This is a genomic window from Frankia sp. R43 (assembly GCF_001306465.1).
Lineage (GTDB): Bacteria > Actinomycetota > Actinomycetes > Frankiales > Frankiaceae > Parafrankia > Parafrankia irregularis.
The window spans coordinates 45,900-66,757 of record NZ_LFCW01000012.1 but is presented as its reverse complement, the minus strand read 5'-3'; the positions used below and the strand labels follow the sequence as shown (position 1 = coordinate 66,757).

15 protein-coding genes are annotated in these 20,858 nt (G+C 68.6%); 6 read left to right on the top strand and 9 right to left on the bottom strand.

The window, feature by feature from the left end:
- Positions 1–236 precede the first annotated feature (236 nt).
- A complete protein-coding gene (locus tag ACG83_RS37700; RefSeq protein WP_054571047.1) occupies positions 237–1,265 on the top strand; it encodes a dihydrodipicolinate reductase in 1,029 nt (342 codons plus the stop codon).
- 628 nt (positions 1,266–1,893) lie between these two features.
- Positions 1,894–3,204 carry an ABC transporter substrate-binding protein gene (locus tag ACG83_RS37695; protein ID WP_235498436.1) on the top strand — a complete coding sequence of 437 codons (1,311 nt, stop codon included), beginning with the start codon at positions 1,894–1,896 and terminating at the stop codon, positions 3,202–3,204.
- 166 nt (positions 3,205–3,370) lie between these two features.
- On the opposite strand, the gene ACG83_RS37690 is transcribed toward ACG83_RS37695, so the two are convergent.
- Together ACG83_RS37690 and ACG83_RS37685 are read right to left on the bottom strand one after the other, a co-directional pair.
- On the bottom strand, positions 3,371–4,732 hold the full coding sequence (locus tag ACG83_RS37690; RefSeq protein ID WP_054571045.1) for a sorbosone dehydrogenase family protein: 1,362 nt from the start codon (positions 4,730–4,732) through the stop codon (positions 3,371–3,373).
- A gap of 198 nt (positions 4,733–4,930) precedes the next feature.
- The gene (locus tag ACG83_RS37685; RefSeq protein ID WP_054571044.1) at positions 4,931–6,259 is read right to left on the bottom strand and encodes an ABC transporter substrate-binding protein; all 1,329 of its coding nucleotides are present in this window, start codon (positions 6,257–6,259) and stop codon (positions 4,931–4,933) included.
- Positions 6,260–6,293: 34 nt separating this feature from the next.
- On the opposite strand from ACG83_RS37685, the gene ACG83_RS37680 reads away from it, so the two are divergent.
- From ACG83_RS37680 to ACG83_RS37670, 3 genes are all read left to right on the top strand, one after another.
- Entirely contained in the window at positions 6,294–6,944 is a 651-nt protein-coding gene (locus ACG83_RS37680; protein ID WP_083473894.1) for a TetR/AcrR family transcriptional regulator, read from the top strand.
- 603 nt (positions 6,945–7,547) lie between these two features.
- Positions 7,548–8,906, top strand: coding sequence for an ABC transporter substrate-binding protein (locus ACG83_RS37675; RefSeq protein ID WP_054571127.1), 1,359 nt, complete (start codon positions 7,548–7,550; stop codon positions 8,904–8,906).
- A 97-nt stretch (positions 8,907–9,003) separates the two neighbouring features.
- A complete protein-coding gene (locus ACG83_RS37670; protein ID WP_369812947.1) occupies positions 9,004–10,308 on the top strand; it encodes an ABC transporter substrate-binding protein in 1,305 nt (434 codons plus the stop codon).
- A gap of 319 nt (positions 10,309–10,627) precedes the next feature.
- On the opposite strand, the gene ACG83_RS37665 is transcribed toward ACG83_RS37670, so the two are convergent.
- From ACG83_RS37665 to ACG83_RS37660, 3 genes are all read right to left on the bottom strand, one after another.
- Complete coding sequence (locus tag ACG83_RS37665; protein WP_054571042.1) at positions 10,628–11,248, bottom strand: TetR/AcrR family transcriptional regulator; 621 nt, start codon at positions 11,246–11,248, stop codon at positions 10,628–10,630.
- A gap of 309 nt (positions 11,249–11,557) precedes the next feature.
- The gene (locus tag ACG83_RS44850; protein ID WP_131831286.1) at positions 11,558–12,073 is read right to left on the bottom strand and encodes a hypothetical protein; all 516 of its coding nucleotides are present in this window, start codon (positions 12,071–12,073) and stop codon (positions 11,558–11,560) included.
- 546 nt (positions 12,074–12,619) lie between these two features.
- Entirely contained in the window at positions 12,620–13,858 is a 1,239-nt protein-coding gene (locus ACG83_RS37660; RefSeq protein ID WP_054571041.1) for an EAL domain-containing protein, read from the bottom strand.
- A gap of 337 nt (positions 13,859–14,195) precedes the next feature.
- Between ACG83_RS37660 and ACG83_RS37655 the strand changes: the two genes are divergently transcribed.
- A complete protein-coding gene (locus ACG83_RS37655) occupies positions 14,196–16,367 on the top strand; it encodes a WD40 repeat domain-containing serine/threonine protein kinase (protein WP_235498435.1) in 2,172 nt (723 codons plus the stop codon).
- A gap of 110 nt (positions 16,368–16,477) precedes the next feature.
- Here ACG83_RS37655 and ACG83_RS37650 read toward each other — a convergent pair whose 3' ends face one another.
- The 4 genes from ACG83_RS37650 to ACG83_RS37640 form a co-directional block, all read right to left on the bottom strand.
- Positions 16,478–17,653 (bottom strand): hypothetical protein, encoded by a 1,176-nt coding sequence (locus ACG83_RS37650; RefSeq protein ID WP_054571039.1) that lies wholly within the window; start codon positions 17,651–17,653, stop codon positions 16,478–16,480.
- The gene (locus ACG83_RS37645) at positions 17,650–18,414 is read right to left on the bottom strand and encodes a SigE family RNA polymerase sigma factor (protein WP_235498434.1); all 765 of its coding nucleotides are present in this window, start codon (positions 18,412–18,414) and stop codon (positions 17,650–17,652) included. The genes ACG83_RS37650 and ACG83_RS37645 overlap by 4 nt, the downstream gene beginning before the upstream one ends.
- Entirely contained in the window at positions 18,411–18,536 is a 126-nt protein-coding gene (locus tag ACG83_RS47685) for a hypothetical protein (RefSeq protein WP_255354831.1), read from the bottom strand. Before ACG83_RS47685 ends, ACG83_RS37645 begins: the two co-directional genes overlap by 4 nt.
- 164 nt (positions 18,537–18,700) lie before the next feature.
- On the bottom strand, positions 18,701–20,851 hold the full coding sequence (locus ACG83_RS37640) for a PAS domain-containing protein (RefSeq protein WP_054571038.1): 2,151 nt from the start codon (positions 20,849–20,851) through the stop codon (positions 18,701–18,703).
- Between the last annotated feature and the right edge of the window lie 7 nt (positions 20,852–20,858).

The following is a 20,858-nucleotide window of genomic DNA, read 5'->3' as shown; positions in this document are numbered from 1 at the left end:
TGCAGCTGGCGCGCACGCGATGTGGAGGGCGGCCGGCGGCGGGACTGGCGCCATGCGACCGGCCGCCGCAGTGCCGCCAAGGCGCGGATGTCGACGCACGCCCGCGGAGCTGTCCACGCGCCTTCGCGACTCGCCGCAGGTCGCGGGACTACGCCACCCACTGTCGCTATCAGCCGGTCGGTGCTAATTTCGATGCGATATGCATCGTAAGTGATGCCTCGGCGAGGGGAACTACGTTGCCGTTACGAGTCGTTCAGTGGACCACGGGCATCGTCGGTCGCAGCGCGGTGCGCACGGTCCTGGCCCACCCGGACCTCGATCTCGTCGGGTGCTTCTCCTGGAGCGCCGACAAGGCAGGAACGGACGTCGGTGAGCTCTGCGGTATCGACCCCGTCGGGGTGGTGGCCACCGACAGCGTCGAGGAGATCCTCGGCCTGCGGCCGGACGTCGTCCTCTACATGCCGCTGCACTGGCAGGTGGACGAGATGGTCCGGCTGCTGGAGGCCGGTATCAACGTCGTCTCGACCGCGAACTTCATCACCGGCCGTTCCTACGGCGACGAGGCCATGCGCCGCCTCGACGACGCCGCGAAACGCGGCGGGGTGTCGCTGTACGGCACCGGCATCAACCCCGGCTACGCCAACGCCCTCGGCCTGATGGCCACCGCGGTGTGCCGCCGGGTGGACCGGGTGTCCGTCCTGGAGTCCGTCGACTGCACTGCTTATGCCTCGCCGCAGACCTGGCTGGAGACCGGCTTCGCCGTCCCGCCCGACACGCCCGGCCTCGTCGAGCTCGCGAAGAACCGGCAGCTTGTCTTCGTCGACGCTGTCGAGATGATGGCCGAGGCGCTGCGCGTCGAGCTGGACGAGATCGTCTACACACCCGAGTTCGGTGTCGCCACCGAGGACCTCGACCTCGGCTATATGAAGATCGCCAAGGGCCACGTCTGCGGGCTGAAGGGCCTGTGGTCCGGGCGGGCCGGCGGACGGTCGGTCATCGAGCTCGGCCTCGTCTGGCGGCTCGGCCATGCCATGGAGCCGGACTGGCCCACCGAGGAGGGCTACGTGATCGAGGTCGACGGTGAGCCGTCGGTCCGCTCCAGGTTCACGGTCCGCTACGACACCCTCGGCGTCGACTTCGGCATGCCCACCGCGAACCCCGCCGTCAATGCCATCCCCCATGTCGTCGCCGCGGCACCTGGCCTGGTGACCGTCGACGAACTATCGATGATCACCGCCGCCGGCCTCGTCACCACCGGTGGCTGACACCCACCGGCCGACGACGAGCACGACGCGGTCAACCACGACCGCCCGCCTCAGATTTGGAACGCACAGATCGCCAAGACCGGCGTTATCGGTCACCAAGCCCGCCGATCTGGCCGCAACCTGCGGCAACAAACAGGACGTCGAACCGGGCGACCAACGACCTTGAGCCTTCGCCGTCGCACCACCCGGGGGGCGCTATCCGTAATTACATAGATACAGAGAACGGCCTTGCGTACCCGCAACCATCACTCGCCGCCGATGGCGTTCGGCCCTCCGCACTCGGCGATGCTCCGCCAGTACAGCGTGCGGTCCAGACCCGTGGGACTCCGGAGGCGATCCGAATGGACACCCCACGGCCGGACCTGCTCGACGGGCCCTATCGGCGCCCACCGGTTCACCGGCCGGCGCCGCCTATTCCCGTCCACGACAACTCACGTCGCTCACATCGCCGACGCCGGGATGAAGTGGCATCCGGCTCGGGTCGCGACGGTATCGCCGTCCCTCCTGTCCGTCCGAACGACGAAGCGGGCGGACATGCCTGGGCGTTAGACAGTCCGCAGTCCTCAAAGGAGCTCCGATTATGCGAAATCGCCGGTTACTCATCGCTGTGACGGCGTCGATAGTTGTCATGGCAGTGGCGGCCGCATGCTCGTCGTCCCCCGACGGCCCGTCAGGCGGAGACGGTGGCGGCCAGACCGTCGCCGCCGGCTCGGTAAAGGCCGGCCCGATCACCGGTTGGGACGACGCCGCGTACAAGGTGGACACCTCCAGCCTCCAGTGTGGCCTGACCGCCAAGGATCCCACCCGCGGCGTCACCGACACCTCGATCACGGTCGGTGGCCTCGCCTACCTGACCAGCCCGACCGGGAGCACCGTCTCCGGAACCGACGTGGGTGCCAAGGTCCGATTCGAGCGCGCGAACGCCGAGGGCGGCGTCAATGGCCGCAAGATCAACTACACTGGTACTCTCGACAACGGCGACGACGTGAGTCGGTCCATCTCACAGGCCAAGGCGCTCGCCCAGCAGGAGAAGGTCTTCGCGGTTGTTCCACTGATGACCCGAGACTCGAACTTCCTCGAACCCCTGTGTGACGACCAGGTGCCGTTCTTCGGATGGGGAACGAACTCCGGCTACTGCAAAAACACCATCGGGTTCGGCATCACCGGCTGTCTAACCCCCACCGGGATCGACTACACCACCACCGCCTACGGCCTGATGATCCAGTCGATGCTCGGCGGAGACGCCGAGGGCAAGTCCACCGCCCTCGTCGGCATCGACAACGACGCCGCGCGCGAGGGCCTCGCCGAACTCGCCAAGCAGGTGCAGACGGTCGGCATCCGGACCGTGTACGCGGAAAACCCGGTTCTGCCCAGCGGTGTCACGGACGCCACGGCGATCGTGAACGACATCATGACCTCGGACGAAGGTCACGCCCCGGACGTGGTCCTGTACGTCTTGGACTTCAACTCGGTCGTCAAGCTGACCACGGCGATGAACGCGGCCGGCTTCCAGGGCAAGCATCTCAACGCCGTCGGCTATGACCCGCGACTGGCCGGGTTCAAGGACCTCGACCAGTCCTACACGATCGTCCAGTGGACACCGGGCGTCGACACCACCGTCCCAGCAGTCAAGCAACTCAACGACGACTTCCAGAAGTACGCCCCAGGCACCAGCATCAGCCTGCCCGCGGAGGCCGGCTACTGGGCCGCGGACATGTTCCTGGACGCTGTGAACAAAGCCGGCCGCGATCTGACCGTCGACAAGCTACTTAACCTCATGAACAACAACTACACCTACACCGTCCCCGGAACGGTTGCCGAGACACGCTGGCCCCTCAATCACAACATCGGCATACCCTGCGCGTCCGTGGTACAGCTCAACGGCCAGAAGTTCGACATCACCACCAAGCTCGCCTGCGGATCGCTCATCAGGAAGTGACGATCCGGCCTGGCCGGGCGATGCCCCGGCTCCGCCCGACCAGGCCGGCCCATACCTTGAGCAACGTCCACCCGCGGCCAACCACAACATTTGATCAATGGCCGATTCCCGGCGAGGCTCACCCCTGCCTCCATCGGGTGCTCGCGACCACCGAGACGGCCCCCGGTCAGCGTGCGGGGGGAGCCAGCCGGTACACGGCGCCGGCCTGGTCGTCGGTGATGTAGACGGCCCTGTCAGGGCCCTCGACCGCGGCCACGGGGCGGCCCCACCGGGATCCATCCGCGGCCTGGAACCCGCCCACCAGCGTCTGCTGCGCCCCCAGGCCACCGTCGCGCCAGGGGAAGAACGAAACCTCCGGAGCACGTGGCGGCGACGCGTTCCACGAACCGTGTACACCGACCAACGCACCGGAGGCGTAGCTACTCGGAAGGCCTCCGTCGACGAACGACAGGCCCAGCGGGGCAGAATGCCCGGGGAGCGCCTGCTCCACCGGGGTCAGCGCCGAGCAGTCGAGCATCCGCCCATCCGGATTGGTCTGCACGTCACGGACGAACGGGACATCGGAGAAGTCCTGCCGGCTACCCCGGACGCCGGGATCCACGTCGGCGTCCGGGTTGCAGTAGGGCCAGCCCAGGTTCCGCCCGGGGGTCAGTTTCGCGAAGGGCTCGACGGGATGGTCTCGTACGTATTCGTCGATCACTCGCCCTCGCGCCGATCCGGAGTCGTCGCCGTAGGGGCGGTCGTACGGGAACTGGATGTTGTCCCGGTTGTTGACCGCGGCCCAGACCGCGCCGTCGGGGGCGACGGCGAGTGCGGTGCCGTTGCGGACGCCCACGGCGTAGGGTTCCGGTGGCCCACCGCCGGGTGGTACACGCAGGACCGACGCCCGGGGCGGCGTCGAGGTGAGATCGTCGGCGCTGATGTTGCCGGTCGAGGCGACCGACACGTAGACGGCTCCGTCCTGGCCTACGGCAACGCTTTTCAACGGGTGGCCGTACCTGCCTCGCAGCTCGGGGCTGCTGGCATTGGGTAGATCGGTGACGACGGGGCGCGGGGCCGTCGCCTGCCCTGCCGCGTAGGTGTAGGCGTCCACGCGGTCGGTCTGCGCGACGTACAGGGTCGACCCGGAGAACGCGAGCCCATGCGGCTGGTTCAGCCCGGTCAGAAGTTCGGATGCTGTCGCGGTGCCTCGCCCGTCCGGTTCCAGCCGGACGACCGTGCCGTTCTCCGGCACCGAGACGAGCAATGTGCCATCCGGGGCCCACGCGGCGAGCCGGGCTGACGGGACCCGGGCGTACACCGCCAGTGTCCAGCCCGGGGGGACGAGCGCCCGCCGTTGTGTATCCAGCGGCGCGGCGCTCATACCTTCTGGGACGACGAGGGTCACGGGCACCAGCCCCGAAAGGGCGGCAGCGGAGGCTACCCCGCCCTCGCGCGGAGTGGTGGCGGGAGGGGATGAGTCCGATCCACAGGCGGTCGCGGTGAGGGCGAGAGCGATCGCCAGCAAGGGAAGACGTCGGACCGTCATAGGAGGCTCCTTCGAGGGCGACGGCGTGCCGATGTCGGCGCCGGAACAGCCGGCGGCGATGTGGTCGCATACACGCCGTCCGACGCTAACCGGGCTCGGGTACGTCCTGGGAGGCTCTGTCGGACCCTGGCAGGCCCGGGTGGTGCGATCAGCGGCAGGCCCTCCGCCTCGAGGCGCCGTTCGTCATGGCGGGCGTGGTCATCTGCCGGAATTGATTGAGTGCTGGGGGCGGTGGTAGCCGTCGAATCGCAGCTGGCCGCCACGAAGCTCCCGGATGGTCAGGAAATCGCCCTTATAGCCTTTGTGGTCCCATGGTCCGAACTGGATGTAAGTAGCGGGCCCGCCGTTGGTCGCCGGCAACCAGCGGATACGCTCGATACCGTCCTTGACCTCCTCGGGAGTAGCCATGGCGGCGTTGGCGAGGCCGTGGATCCCGACCCGGGCCGTGTCGTAGCCCAGCGCGACGACGACGTTCTTTGATACCCGACCGAAGCGCTCGCTGAAGCGGGCTACCATGGCCTCGTAGTTCGGGTTGGTACCGTCCTCACCGAGCTGGTCCACCCCGTGCCAGCCCTCGAGCCCATCCGCCCAACGGTTGGTGTTGGAGTAGAACATGAAAGCGGTTCCCATGACCCTCGGCGGGTCCCAGTCGATAGCCCTGAATGCCTCGGCGAAGTGAAACGTCGAGTAGCCGTATCCGCCGTAGTAGATACCAGTGATACCGTCCTCGCGCATTGACTGGAGGTGCTCGGCGAGGTTTCGCGGATTGGGTCCGAGCTTGATGTCTCGGGCAATGGTCAATCCGAGCCTGTTGCACTCGTCCCGAAAGAATCCAGCGTAGTCGCGTCCGGAACTTCCCTGCTCCCAGAACATTCCGATCTTGCGGTGCCCCTGGGACCGGAGCCACTGGGCACACATGACGGCCTCGCTTGGCACGTCACCGTTGGCGATGGTGAAGCAGTACTCGCTGGCAAACTTCCAGGCACCGGTCCAGGAAATGACCGGGACTCTGCGCTGGTTGGCGACCTCCTGCAGAGACAGCGAATTGTCGCTGATTTCCGGGCCGAGAACGACGACACATCCCTCGTCGCATAGCCATTCGTATCCCTTGCGGGTCTTTAGGAAGTTCTCTCGGGGCAGCCCTCGAGCATCGGCGACGAGAAGCCGCACCGGCCGGTCGTAGATGCCTTCGTTGAGAGCGTCCTCGAGAGCGAGGATCGTCGCGTTGATCCAGTCGAAGATGAGCTGCCCGTTGTCGATGTCGATGAGCAGGCCGATCTTCGCCGGCTCAAACGGGTCGCCCTGGGTCTGCAGGCCTCCGGTCGGGGGGTAGACGACGATGTCCGCGAGCGCCTTCTCGCCGACCCGCCCGCCACCTTCGTACCACTTTGTGGCCTCGCCGCGGTCCGGCGAGTCGGTGCCCGAGCGGACGTTGCTGATCGCCCGGTCGGGTTGGGCGATGCCGTGGTCCACCGGTTCCGGGAACATACGTTCCACGAACTCGCTGTCCGCGTACGAGCCGCCCATCTAGCACTCCCGCCACTCGAAGGATTTAAATTACGTGTCACACTATAACGATGATGCGACGCAGGCAACCGTCCATGGCTCCGACGCCGACCCGGGACCAGGGCCCGAGTCAGGACTCGGCTCGTCCCGGGGACGACCACGCGATCCCCAGGTAGACGAGCGGATCAGGAGGGCGACGCGGGAACTGCTGAGCGAGAAGGGCTTCGCCGAGACCACCATCGTCGCCGTGGCCCGCCGCGCGGGCGTGGGCGCACCGGCCATCTACCGCCGCTGGCCATCCCGCGTCGCCATGATCGAAAACGCGATCTTCCCCGGGTTCGATGACATCGTGGTCCGGGCCACCGGCGACCTCACCAGCGATCTTCGCCGTTACGTGGACGGCTTCCTCGCCGCCTTCGACCAGCCGGCGGCCCGTGTCGCGCTGCCCGCGTTGCTCAGCATCTACCAGTCCGACCCGGCAGGCCACGCCGCCGCCGCCCAACGGGTCGACGCCGGAGTCCGCGAGCCCTTCCGTGCGATGGTGGCCGCTGCGGCGCCCAGGGCGACCGGCGTGAACAGTGACGATCTCCTCGACCTCGCGATCGGCGCAGTGCTGTTCCACCTGTTCATCCGCCGCTTCTCCGGGCGCGACATGGCCAGCGACTACATCGCCGACCTGCTCGCCCGTGTCGCCGCAACGGCTTAGCGCCGCGACGGCTCGGAGCGCGCCCGCCGCTCTCCGAGCCATGTCGAGCGCTCTGAGCGCCGGAGAGATCGCCGCTTCCAGCAGCTCGATCCTTGACCGCCACCGGCGGTAGATCGTAAACGGCTCGACACTCATGGCGGGCGACCGTCTGCAGGCGCGATCGATGCTGTCAGGCCAGCCCCGGCCGGGGACACAGGGCACCCAGTCGTAGCTGCCGGCAACCGGTGAGGGCCGACCGGCGGGCCCGAGGTCGACCGGCGGGCTCGGTGAGGGCCGCGCCCGGACGCACCAGGTTCGGGGCCGGCAGGCCATCCACGCATCAGTCCTGGTTGCAGGTGTGCCGCCGACCTGGTTGTATATAAGATACGTTTTAAGTCGTAATTAAGGTTGGGCTGCCGCCGTGGCGTTGCCGCAGGCCGGCTCGCCGCTGACCGTGACGCTGGTCGCGACGAAACGTGCGGCGTTGGACGTCGGTGGCCAAGCGCTTGCGCCTTCGCCGAGGGACGACTCGGCCGCAGGAGCCTGTTGCTGGTCAAGCTCACCCCTGTTCACCGACACAGCCCGGACCGGTCGATCCGGCGCAAACCCCGGAAGGAGACCCCGATGCGAGGTATCCGGTTAGTGGCCGCCCTGGCCACGGCGACGGCGCTCGCCACCGGCCTGGCCGCGTGTTCCGACGACACCGAGGACGCCGCTGCGGCGCCAGTCGTCGCCGCGGACGAGGTGAAGGCCGGCCCACCGTCAGGCTGGAGCGACGGTGGGTTCGCACCGGACCCGGCCAGCCTGCGCTGCGGGCAGACCGCGGCCGATCCAACTCGTGGCATCACCGATGACGAGATCACCATCGGCGGGCTGGCCTACCTGACCAGCCCCAACGGCAGCTCGATGGCCGGCGTCGAACTGGGCGCCCAGGCCCGCTTCGACCGGGCCAACGCCGAGGGCGGCATCAACGGCAGAAAGATCAACTACGTCGGGACCCTCGACGACGGCAACGACCCGGCCCGCAACGGCGCCCAGGCCAAAGCGCTGGTGGACCAGAAGAAGATCTTCGCTGCCGTGCCGGTGATGACCAGCAGCGCCAACTATCTGGACACCTTCTGCGGCGAGACCGTCCCGTTCTTCGGCTGGGGCACCAACTCGGGCTACTGCGGCACCACCATCGGTTTCGGGATCACCGGCTGCCAGGTCCCCAACAGCCAGACCGGCGCCACCTCGACCACCTATGGCCTGATGATCCAGGCCATGTTCGGTGGTGACGCCAAGGGCCGCACCACCGCACTGGTCGGAGTGGACGCTGACTCCGCCCGCACCGGAGTCAGCGAACTGGCCCGCCAGATCCGCTCGGTCGGGATCGACGTGGTCTACGAGGAGAACCCGATCCCGGTGGCCGGCCTCACCGACACCACACCGATCGTGAACGCAATCATGACATCCGATGGCGGCGCACCGCCGGACGTCGTGCTCTACATCGCCGACTTCAACTCGGTCATCAAACTCACCGAAGCGCTCGCCGCCGCCGGATACCAGGGCAAGAACCTCAACCCCGTCGGCTACGACCCCCGCCTCGCCGCGACCAGCTTCGAGGGCCTGCAGCAGTCCTACACGATCCTGCAGTGGCAGCCCGGGTCGGACACCGGCGTCCCCGCCGTCAAACAGCTCGCCGACGACCTCGCGAAGTACGCACCGAAGGCCACGCTGAGCCTGCCCACCATGGCCGGCTACTGGGCCGCCGACATGTTCGTCCGCGCCGCGACCGAGGCCGGTAAGGACCTCACCGTCGACAGCCTCCTCAAGGTGCTCAACAGCGGCGACTACACCAACTACGTCGAGGGCGCGCTGCCGGAGACCCGCTTCCCGGTCAATCACGTCATCGGCGCGCCCTGCGCCTCCATCGTGCAGCTCAACGGAAACCAGTACGACATCATCACCGACCTGGCCTGCGGAACCCTTATCAAAAAGTAGCCGGCCGAAGCGCGCGACAACGACATCGGTCCAGGGAAGGAACCTTGCCCGGCTGGACCCGGGCAAGGTTCCTCTTAAATTCGGGGGAATTCCAGCGGTGCAGATATCCTTGCCAGGTGAAGCCAGTCGTGTGGGAAGCACGCCACCCGCACCCGGCCGGCGCCGTCGCACGGTGGTGGCGCTGTTGTCGTCGACCGTGCTGGTGGTGGCGGCTTGCAGCGGCCCGGAGCATTCCCCGATCACGAAAACCGCATGCTCGACCCCGGGGTTCAGCGCCACATCGGTCAGGATTGGGCAGGTTTACCCGGACAGCGGGGTGCTCGCTGAGGCGTTCCAGCCGACGCGCAGCGGCGTCGAGGCACGGATCCAGCAGGCGAACGCGGAAGGCGGCATCAATGGCCGGACCATCGAATATGTATGGGCCGACGACCGCGGCGACGTCACCGGGAACACGCAGGCCGTGCACAAGCTGGTCGACGACGATGAGGTCTTCGGTCTCGTCGAGACGACGCTCGTCGCCGCCGGCTCCGCTCAGTACCTTGACGACCGGCACATCCCCGTCACGGGCATGCCCGCAGAGACACTCTGGACACAACACCGGAACATGTTCAGCACCGCCTACACCATCACCGAGTCCGGCACCGTGGACACCTTCGGCCGGTACATCCGGGCCCAGGGCGGCACCACTGCGGCGATCATCAGAGCCGACGTCATGCCATCGACAACCGACATCACCGGCAAGATCGAACAAGGCGCCGCACAGGCCGGTGTCCGGATCCTTCCACAGTCTCTGATCTACAACCCCACCGTCAGCAGCCCAACGCAGCTCGCCGCAGCGATCAGGCAGTCCGGCGCGGACGTTCTGATCGGCAGCCTCAGTCCCGGTGACTGGGCCAACATCCTCCCGGCGGTCGCCGCCACGGGCACACCGATCAGAGTCGTTCTCGCACCCGGAGGCTACGACCCCAAGCTGCTGCAGCAGTACGGCACCAGCCTTGCCGGCCTGTCGACCTTCATCTCCCTGGTGCCGTTCGAACTCGGTACCGCGGCGCACCAGCGATACCTCCGCGCGATGGCGAACTACGCACCGGAGCTGGCTGATCCCCGTACCCAGCTCGCCCTGACCGCGTACGTGCAGACCGACCTCCTCCTGCACGGCCTCACCGTCGCAGGACCCTGCCCTTCCCGCGAGCAGTTCATCGAACGTCTCCGCGCGGTCAAGGACTACAACGCCGGCGGCCTGCTCCCCACGCCTGTCGACCTGACCGCCACCTTCGGAAAGATCTCCCAGTGCTACGCCTTTCTACGCGTCAATAATGCTGGGAACGGCTTCGAGGTCGCCCAGAATCCCGGTGCGACCGCTGGCTCCCCCTACAACTGGTGCGGCGACCGCATCGACTGACGGCAATGACTCGAAGGAGGGGCGGGTCCGATGACACGGTCGCCGATAGTTCACGGGACGACCAGCACGATGGGAACTGCTGCCGTTCAGCGCACGGCCGATCATCTGGCGGCCCCGACCTGCCCTTCATCACCGGCCGCCACCTGCTCGGCCGCACTACCGGCAGCTGATCCACAGCGGAATCGCCCAGTTTCAATGGGACTTTGCCAGGTCTTCGATCGTCTGGCTTCGGGGTGCGGATCCGAGTCTGGTCGGCCGCCGAGTGTGACACACCTCGACGGTCCTCGGCGACGATAGCCGTCGTCGGGGGCCTGACAGGTCAGGTCGCGGCGTCGCCGCTGCCGGGGCGCAGCGCCCGCAGCAGCAGGTCGCCCACGCGATCGTCCTGATTGCCCTGGTCCGCGTCGTCAGGCCGGCCGGCGAAAGGGCGGATGAAGGAGTAGTACAACGTCGCACCGATCAGCAGATCCATGACAGCGTCCGGATCCACCTCCGGATCAATCGTGCCAGGATCAGCCGCGGCGAGCGTAGCCCGGAACGCGGGACGCACGTCCTGACCGACCCGCTCCACCAACGTTCCATGCCGCTCCGGCTCCGCTTGGTAAGCGGCCAGCAGACCAGGAATGGCGGCACGAGCGGCCGGCGAGCTGAACAACTCGCGATAGGCCGCGATGTACCGACGAAGATCCTCCCGCACATCCCCCGCGGGAGCCACGTCGAGTGCCCCGATGCCCGGGAAGATCGCCGACTCGATCAGTTCGACGCGCGAAGGCCATCGACGGTAGATCGTCGACGCGCCGACACCGGCGTGCCGGGCGACGGCCTGGATCGTCGTCTCCGGGAAGCCCTTCCGTTCCAAGAGCTCGCGCGTCGAAGCCAGCACAACACCATCGATTTGTGGATCCCGCGGCCGGCCACGAGACGGCTCAGCCCCCACCATGACCTCCCTATACCTTGCTGTACGAAGCGAACCATATCCGAATTCGGGAGCATCCCGTGACCAGCCGGAACGATGCGCGCGTATGGCGTCCGCGTCCTCAGCGGTGGGAGGGCCGGACAATGATACGCGGCGGACCTTCAGCGCGCCGGGCCCGGTCGATGGCAGCGGGAATCTGGTCAAGAGTGATGATCTCTCCGACGCTCGGCAGCGGATCCAGTCGGCCGGCGCACGCGGCGTCGAGCCGCCGACCTGATCTACGGCAGATTTGCCACCGCTGTTTCCGTGCCAAATTTCGTTTGAGGTGAGGTTTCAGGGAATGATTTCAGTGAGACTTCCAACCCTGGCTACATCATGTCCGCCATTCCTTGGGCAGTGCCATACCGGCCAGTCCTCCGGGAAAGAAACATCGAAGGGCCAGTTGTGCTGTGGGCAGTCCGGCCAGGTGCGTAGGTACAGCTCTATGGCAAGTTCCTGGGTGCATGCGGCGACAGAAGAGACCATATCTTCGAATGTCGCCGGAGTGGTTTCTTCTTCGTCGTCGCTCCTTCCGGCATACACGCTGCTTCCTGCGCCGCAGTAGCTGCCGCTCGTGCTGAGGGCCACGTAGACCAGGACGTAGGGTTCGTCTCCTTCTATGTAGGGATCATCCATGTCGGAGGAGATCCATCGAAGCTGGAGTCTTCCTAGCTGCGGGAAGGTGGCGTCGATGTCTCTCTGGATAATTAGAAGTGCTCGCTCCAGATGGTCCCTGATTTCGCTGCCGAGTAGTTCCCCTACTCGGTCGGTTGGACGTTCGAACCAGAGATCGTCCGAGGCTTCTCTCACGTGCCGATCTTATGCCCTCCGCCTCGGAAGGTCTGCGGCCCATCTTCTGATTGGACGGCTGCGGAGCGATTCAGCCGCACAGTAGTTCAAGTATTGCGGCTGCGCCGGTCTCGGCGACCTGACGGCCGTAGTACCGGTCCCGGGTCATGCTGACGTGACGGTGCCCGAGCTGGTCGGCGGCGGCGCGTGCGCCGGCTCCAGAACGCCTGGTAGACAGGCATATCGGCAGGTGCTTAGGCCGTGCGAGATCTAGATCATCCCGTACTTGTCCCGCACTTTGGGAACCCGCGATGCGACAGCGCCCTCGTGGGCGAGCGGGATCGGGTGTTCTGCCACGGGCGGGTCCAGGCAGGGCCGGTTCCGGGCTGGTCTGGTCGAGCGCCTGGCACCTGTCGGAGCCGCCGACCAGACCGGCCGCCAGCCCGCCGGGGACGACCCGCCGGGCCGAGATGGCGCAGGGGGATCCGTCACGCAGTCGCTCTCTCGGCACGCGCCGGCTTCCCGTCTCTGCTGGTCCGAACCTGTGTGTGGCCGGGAACAACGCCTTCAGTGCCGGGTGAGCGCGCTGAAGGCGAAAGGAGACCGGCATGCGGCGCGCGGGTCGGGAGTGGGACGACCGAGGAGGTATCCCTGCCCACAGCGGATACCAGCCTCCCGGGCCGCGGTCAGGTCCGCCGGTGTCTCGATGCCTTCGGCGACGACGCGGCACCCCGTCTCCCGGGCGATGGTGGTGATTCCCGCGACGATCGCCCGGCGGACGGGATCGCCGCTCATGTTCTTGATGAGAACCCTGTCGACCTTCACGACGTCCGGCCGCAGGATGAGCAGCATCTCCAAGCCGGAGTAGCAGGCTCCCAGATCGTCGATGGCGATGAGGACGCCGTGGCGGCGAAGCAGGTGGACAGCCGCGACCAGGTCGGGGTTGTCGTAGGCCTGTTCCGCCTCGGTGATCTCGACGACGAGCCGGCTGGGTTCGCCGGTGTCGAGGAGGAGGTCGACAAGACCGCCGGTGACCGTCGACGGAGCGGCGTTGACGGCGAGGCGTACATCGTCGGGCAGGGCGGGCAGCGCGGGCAGCGCCCGCTGGATCGCGGCGGTCTCCAGTTCGGGGCCGAGACCGGCGGCGGCCGCGTCGCGGAACAGCGCGGCGGTGGAGAGGCGAGGGTCGGGAAGGCGGGTCAGGGCCTCGACACCGACGGTGCGTCCGGCGACGAGGTCGATGACGGGCTGGTAGTGGATGCGCAGACCGTCGGAGTCGATCAGTGTGTGCACACGGTGCCAGACACGGCTCCGGATCTCCCACATCCTGCGGAGGTCGGACACGTAACCGGTCAGGAAGCGGGCGAGCAGCCGCAGGAACCGGATGTCCCGGTCGCCGAGGGACGGCTGCGGATGCCGGTGGAGGCACCCGACCAGCCCGTAGAGGTTCCCATCCGTGTCGAGGATCGGGGTCGCCGCATAGGCGCCGATACCCAGGTCCTGTACCGAGATGATGTCCGCGGTGCGGGGGTCCCGCCGCGTGTCGGGGATCAGTTCCGGGAGGTCCCCGGCGAGCACCCGCCCGAACACGCCGGCGTCGCGGCGGATGGTGCAGCCGAGGGCGAGACCGAACGGCTGGGCGTTGCCGGAGAGTCCCTGAAGGATCAGAAGACCACCGTCAAGGCGGCCGAGCCAGGCGATCTCCATCCGCAGCCGCCGCCGGAGCAGATCCAGCAGACCCATCAGTGCATCGCCGGGTGCGCAGACCTCGCTGCGCGGTCCCAGACAGCCATGATGGGCGGCCATACCCCCTCCTCCTAACAGGTCAGGCCCTCCCGACCGGGGTTACCCACCTCACCGAGCCGCACACCACGCACCCGGATGGACACATCGCGTATCGGGCGGGCTGTTCGCCCCACGCGTGGACGCGCCACGCAGGGTCGTACGGCTGTGGGCCGTCAACACCCCCGCAGGACTGAAATGTCACCAGAATGACGATGGTGGGTCACCGTCCGCCGCACGGGCAAAGCCCGCCCTCCGCTGCGGATGTTCACCGGGCGGACGTCCTGTGCGTCGGGGCGGCGCCGCGGTGCGCGACACCCTCGCGCACACGCATCTGCACATGCGTCTACGATCACGAATCGTGCCGGATTGGGTCGGTTCGCGGTGGTCGCCAGACATCTTTCCCGGGGCTCCGGCGTCCGCCGCGGGTATCGATCGAGAGCAGGTCGCCGCGGCTCTGCCCGGCTACGACCTCGGCCGGGAACTCGGCGCGGGCGGTTTCGGGCAGGTCTTCGAAGGCTGGCACCGTGGCCTGCAACGACACGTCGCGGTGAAGGTGCTGTACACGCGGGGTCACGGCGCGCAGATCGATGACCTGGTCCGGGAGGCGCGGTTACTGGCCCGACTCGATCATCCGCACATCATCCGCGTGTACGACTACGTCCACGCTCAGGCGGGCGACCTGCATCTGATCGTGATGGAGCTGATGGCGGGCGGACCGTTGTCCCGCCGGCAGCAGACGATGACCCAGCAGGCGGCCTGCGCGGTCGGCCTGGCGGTGGCTGGCGCCCTCGCGTACGCCCACTCCCAGGGCGTCCTGCACCGCGACATCAAACCCGACAACATGCTGTTCGACGCCGTAGGTCTGCTGAAGGTGGCCGACTTCGGAATCGCGAAGCTCCTGAGCGGCGTGTCGGGCGGCCGGAACACCGTGATCGGAACGCCCCTGTTCATGCCGCCCGAGCAGCTCGTCGGGGGTTCGCTCAGCCCGGCCACCGATCTGTACGCGCTCGGCGTGGTCCTTCAGCTGCTGCTCACCGGCGGGTCCACGGTGGAGGCGACCCTTTCCCCGTCTCCCGGGCCTCGGCCTGATTCGGACCACACGGGATCACTACCGCGGGCACTCGCGGACCCCCTGCGCGACGTGATCCAGCACGCCCTGGAAGCGGACCCGGCTGCCCGCCCGCCGACCGCGCACGCCTTCGGGCTCGCACTCGCCACGGCCGCGGCCTCCGCCTTCGGACCTGGCTGGCTGACCCAGTCCGCCGTGCCGGTGCGGCTCGAGGACGACATCCGGGCCGTCGCGGAGCCGCACGCCGGAAGCGCCGCGCCGGTCCCGCCCGCCTCTCTTCCCTCCCCGCACAAGGACACACCGGTGGCAGCCCGGCGTGGCGATGCCCTGGGCGCGGGACGGCACGCCCGGCCCCGTGCCCGGTTGGCCCTGCCGCGACGTCGCATCCTCGCCGCCGGCCTGTTCGCCGTAGCCGGTGCCGTCCCCGCCGGATATCTCCTTGCCGCCGCCCTGACGAAGGATCCGGGAGGCGGTGTCGCCGATCCGCTGGGCGCGCTGCCACAGCAGCACACCGACTGGATCCTCTCCCTGAGGTTCTCGCCGGACGGCACGATGCTCGCAAGCGGGAGCAAGGACGGGACGGTGCGACTCTGGGACATGACCGATCCCGCGGCCCCGCGTTCGATCGGAGGGCCCCTGCCGGGACGCAGCCCGGGTGTGACCTCCGTGGCCTTCTCGCCCGACGGGAACACCTTGGCCAGCGCCAACTGGGACGGCACCCTGCAACTCTGGGACATCACCGAGCGGGCCAGCCCACAATCCCTCGGCGCGCCACTGCCCGCCCACGCCATCCTCGCGAACTCGGTGGTCTTCCTCGACCGCGGCCAGACGCTGGCCAGCGCAGGTCGCCAGGAAACCCGCCTGTGGAACATCACGAACGGCGCCGCACCGGAGCCGATCGGATCGCCCATCCTCGGCGACACGGACTGGCCGAGACTGGAGGTGGTCGACAGACCGAGAATGCTCCTGGCACGGGTCGGTGAGAACCGGACCATCCGGATCTGGGACGTCTCGAACGCGGCAAGCCCCCACCAGCGCACCAGGCTCGTCTCCAGCCATGCCGGCGCAGTCCACTGCGTCGCGTTCAGCCAGGATCTGCGCCTCATGGCCACCGGAGGCAAGGACGCCACCCTGCGGCTGTGGAACACCGTCGACCTCGCCAACCCCCAGATGATCGGAAAGCCGGTGACCGGCCACCACAACACCATCTGGTCGGTGCTGTTCTCCCCGGACGACAGGATCGTGGCGACCGCCAGCTATGACGGCACGATGGGCATCTGGAACGTGGAGGACCCCGAACACCCCCGGCTCGAGGGGCTGGTTCCGTCCGGCCAGGAAGGCTGGTTGATGTCCCTCGCGTGCTCCCTCGACCGAGCCGCACCCGTCCTGGCCAGCGGCAGCCAGGACGGAACCATACGGCTCTGGCGGCTCACCGGGACCGGCTCCGACCAGCGGTCCTGAACAGGCGCCGACCAGCGGTCCTGAACAGGCGCCGAACGAACGCGGTCATTCCGAGTGGTCGGAACAAGGTCGAGCAGCTGCCTCCTCGCACGCGCCTGCGGACGACACGGCTAGCCGGCGCGGCAGGCTGTCGGGTCCCGGGTGTACACGCAGAACGACTCTCGTTCCACCGTCCAGCGCGCGCCGTCGAAGCGGACCGTGGCGTCACCGCTGCTGAGCTCGCCGGGCCGGTCCTCGGTAGCCCGCTGGAACGCGACCACCGCCTGAACGGGGCTGAGGAATCGGACCAACGACACCTCCGCCACCCTGATCGGATGGAGGCTGTCCTCTTCCGGATACTTCATCTCGAAGGCATCACCGTGCCCCAGCAGGGACTCGCCATCCTCAACCGCGGCAGCCCGGTCGGCGGGCGGGGTGTCCTCCGAGAACGCCGTGACGACCGCCGCCAGCACCTGCGTGGTCGCCGCGGCGGGATCCGCCGGGCCCGCCGGTGCCGGACCAGCCTCGATTCCCTCGGCGATGGCGCGGACCGTGTTCACGTCCGGCGTACCGCCAACCCCCACCATTCCCTGCGGCGTCGCCCACCACAACGAGTAGATCGGGCGGGTGGCCTGGTTGTTGTCGGGCAATGACTCGGTCATCAGAACGGCGGGGGCACCGTTGACGGTGGTGCGCTCGGCAGTCCGCCCGCCGTAGGCGGCCAGGTCCATCACCTCCTCCTTGGGATCGAGGAGAGCTTCCAGATCAGAGGGGGCCCCAGGCAGGACGGTCACGTGGTAGCCGGCGTCCGGCTCGGTCGAGGCGGGCGCGCTCTTGCCGGTGAATCCGGCAGTGATCGCTACCTGGCCCTGCTTCGCCGGGATCGTGAGGGAATACCAGTAGCCATCGCTGACCCGGATGCCTGCCGACTCGAAGCCGGCCGGTAGCCGGGTGACCTTCATCCCGTACACGTCGATCGGGGAGACCTCGACGACCGGCGGGTGGGCCGGGGCACTCGTGCCGGCGGGGACCACCGAGTGCCCGCTGCCACCGCCCGGCGGCAGCGCGAGCAGCAGCCCGCCGGCCAGTGCCAGCGAACATGCCGCACTCGACGCCGCGACGAGGCGACGCCGATGCCGCCGGCGCCGGGCCGCTATCCGATCAAAAAGGTACGGGTCGGCGGTGACTCCCTCCGCCGCCAGGGTGAACGTCGCGCGGGCTCGGTCGTCGATGTCTGTGCTGCTGTGCGCGACCCCGCCCGGGCCGGCCGGCTCGGGCGGTGGAGTCTGCGCATCCGTCATGGTCATGCCTGAACTCCTCGCGATGGGGGTTGCCCGGGCTGCCCAGGCGCCTGCGGAGATGCCGCGCGCGGGCGCGGCGCGTCCTGCGCTGTGGCGAGTGCCGCCCGCATCCGGGCCAGGCCGCGGGCGGTGTGGGTCTTGACGGTCCCCGGAGAACACCCGACAAGTGCCGCGACCTCCGGATCGGGCAGGTCGTCGAAATAGCGCAGCGTGAGTACCGCGCGCTGTTGGATGGGCAGCGTGCGCAGCACCGCCAGCAACTGCTCGCGGACCGCCACCCGATCGGTCATCCCGAGCTGACTGACGTCGATGTCGCGGCCGGTCCCCGACAGGCCGTCGAGTTGCTCCTCACGAACCCGCCGCCGGCGGCGCGATCGCCTCGACGCACCGTTCACCAGGGCCCGGCGTATGTAGCGGTCGGGGTCGTCGATCCGTCGCCACCGGCTGTAGACCCGTTCCAGCACGTCCTGCAGGAGGTCCTCGCCGGCGTGCCGGTCGCCGGTGAGGAACATCGACGTGCGCAGCAAGGCCGTGGCGTTCAACCGGACGTACTGCTCGAACGTCGAGCTGCTCGTGGGTGGTGTGGCCGGTGCCTGCGCTCGCCAGTCGATCTCATCGACATCCGATGCCTGCCCGGACGGCGGCTCGTCCGCCTGCCCGGATGACGGCCCAGCGCTGTGGTCGGACGGCGGCGCTGACAGTGGTTCCGCCGGCGGCCGGCCGGCGAGCGTCATCGGCAGCCGCCCGAACTCGCTCCCGACGCTCATCCAGCCGATCCGGCCCGGCCCGCGGTGACCTGACGCGGCCGGCCTGCCGCCGGCGCATGCCCGCCGCCGAACGACACGCCTGGCATGCGCTCGATCCCGACTTCCCCTGTTTCGTCGCTCACCGGTGTCCTCCTTCACCTGGCTCTGTCTTCTCAGAGACCGGACGGGTGCTGCTGGAGGACAGCCACTCGCGAAAAGCTTCTACGACGCCGCTCCCGATTGGCGGTCGGACGAGACGTTCCATGCCCGCGGGAGGTCTGGCCCCGCCCGATGGGTGCCTCCCCGGCTAGCCGGTCTGGAGGTTGAAGATCGTGCGGCGGATGTCGTCGATGGTCTGGTCGAGGGCGTTGGTGGCGGCGGTCAGGCGGGCCGCGGCCAGGTCGCCGATGAGACGGATGAGCGACTGCAGCTGCAGGCCGACCGCGAACAGCCGCTGGATGACCTGGTCGTGCAGGTCACGGGCGATGCGGTCGCGGTCCTTGAAGACCGCGAGGCGGGCTCGCTCCTGCTGGGCGTGGACGAGTTCGAGGGCGAGCGAGGCGTCGTTGGCGAACGCCTGTACCAGGTCGTGGTCGCGGGGCTGGTGGTGCTCGAGGCCGGCGCGGTTGCAGAGGATGAGCGTGGCCGGGGCGTTGCCGGTGATGCGCATGGGGACGACGAGCGCGGTGGCGAAGGGCAGGTCCGGGACGGGGGTGAGCCGGCTGCCGCGGAGATCGAGATGGTCGAGGATGACCATTGCGCCGCGGGCCAGTTCGTCCAGGGCGCGCTCGTCGGAGAGCCGGATCGTCAGGCCACGGAGTGCTTCGGGCCCGACCGGGAGGCCGGCGGCGATGTCAGCCGTCGTCACCACCAGGTTGCCGTTCTCGTCGGGAACCGCGACCGTGGCGAGGTCGACGCCGGCCATCTGGCGGGCCAGGGCGGCGACCGTGTCGAAGGCGGTCACCTGGTCCGGGGCCACGAGGACGGCGGCCGTCATCCGAGCGCTGGCCGCGAGCCAGGCGTTGCCGCGTTCCGCCCGCTCGTAGAGCCGGCGCAGCTCGTGTTCCGCGCGCTCCCGCTCGATCGCGGCGGTGAGAACGTGCGCGACGGACTGGACGAACGTGGTCTCGTCCTCGGTGAAGCGACGGGACTGCGGCGATCGGGCGATTGCCAGGAGGCCATACGGCGACCAGCGGCTGCCGATCCGTACGGTGAGGATGGTCAGATCGCTGTCGCTGTGCGATGCGTAGCGGGTCTCCGCGAGCCGGGCGCTCACCGCCGCCGCGCCTGCGCCGGGGCCCGCGCCCCTGCCCCCGCCTGATTCCACGGCCAGGCCCGGTTCCGCACCTGCACCTGGCGCCGTACCTGCACCTCTCCCCGTACCTGCACCTGGCGCCGTAGCCGCACCTGGCGCCGCATCTGCAGCCGGCGCCGTACCCGGCCCAGCGACTGGACTCGTACCGGGCCCCGCACCTGTTCCCGCCTCGGTTCCGGTCGGCATGCCGCCGTCGTCGAGGCGGATGAGCTCGCATTCGGTCGCGTCCAGTGTCGAGGTGACCAGCGCCGTCGCCTCGGCCACCAGGCTGTCGACGTCGTGGCCGGACACGGCATGGTCGCCGAGCCGCGCGAGGCCCGCCTGGCGGCGCTCGGCCCGGCGCAGGTCGGTGACGTCGGCGAGTACGAGCGCGAGCAGGTCGTCGCCGTCCTGCGCATAAGGGATCACCGACACCCGCAGGGACAGGACGGGGCCGTTGCCGACGGTGATGTCGATGTCGCCGGTCTGTGCCTGACGGGTCGTGATCGCGGTTGAGATCAGGCCCCAGGGGCCACCGAGCGACCGCTGCCGTGGGTCGACCGGCCGTAGCAGCTCCACCAGGTGCGCGAGCGGCGTGCCGATGCGCTGCGGCCTGCCCGCGATCCGGTCGATGACCGGTGAGGCGCGCCGCAGCCGCCGGTCGGCGCCGCCGTACAGGGCGACGCCGACCGGCAGGTCCCCACCGGGGGCCTGCGCTGATACCAGCTCCAGCAGCGCGGCGTGTTCACCGATCGTCTCCGTGCCGTGGCGGGAGGCGGTGACGTCGAGGATCGTGCCCGTGTTGCCGACCACCTCGCCGGCGTCGTCCCGGATGACCATCGCCCGGATCTGGACCCGGCGGTAGCTGCCGTCCCGGGTGCGGTACCGGGTCTCGTGGTGGCAGTGGTCGGCGCCGCCGGCCACCACCGCCATGAACAGCGCGATCGTGTGCTGCAGCTCGTCGGGGTGGACATAGTCCAGGAAGCGTGATCCGAGGCTGGGACCGATCTCGAAGCCGGTCAGCCGTGTCCACGCCCGGTTGAGGTAGGTCCAACGGCCCTCGGCGTCGGTCTGGAACACGACCTCGCCGAGTGTGTCGAGTAACCGGAGGGCGTCCTGACCCCGGTCAGGAAGCGGGACGGCATCAGATGCTGACGAGATCATCGGGCCC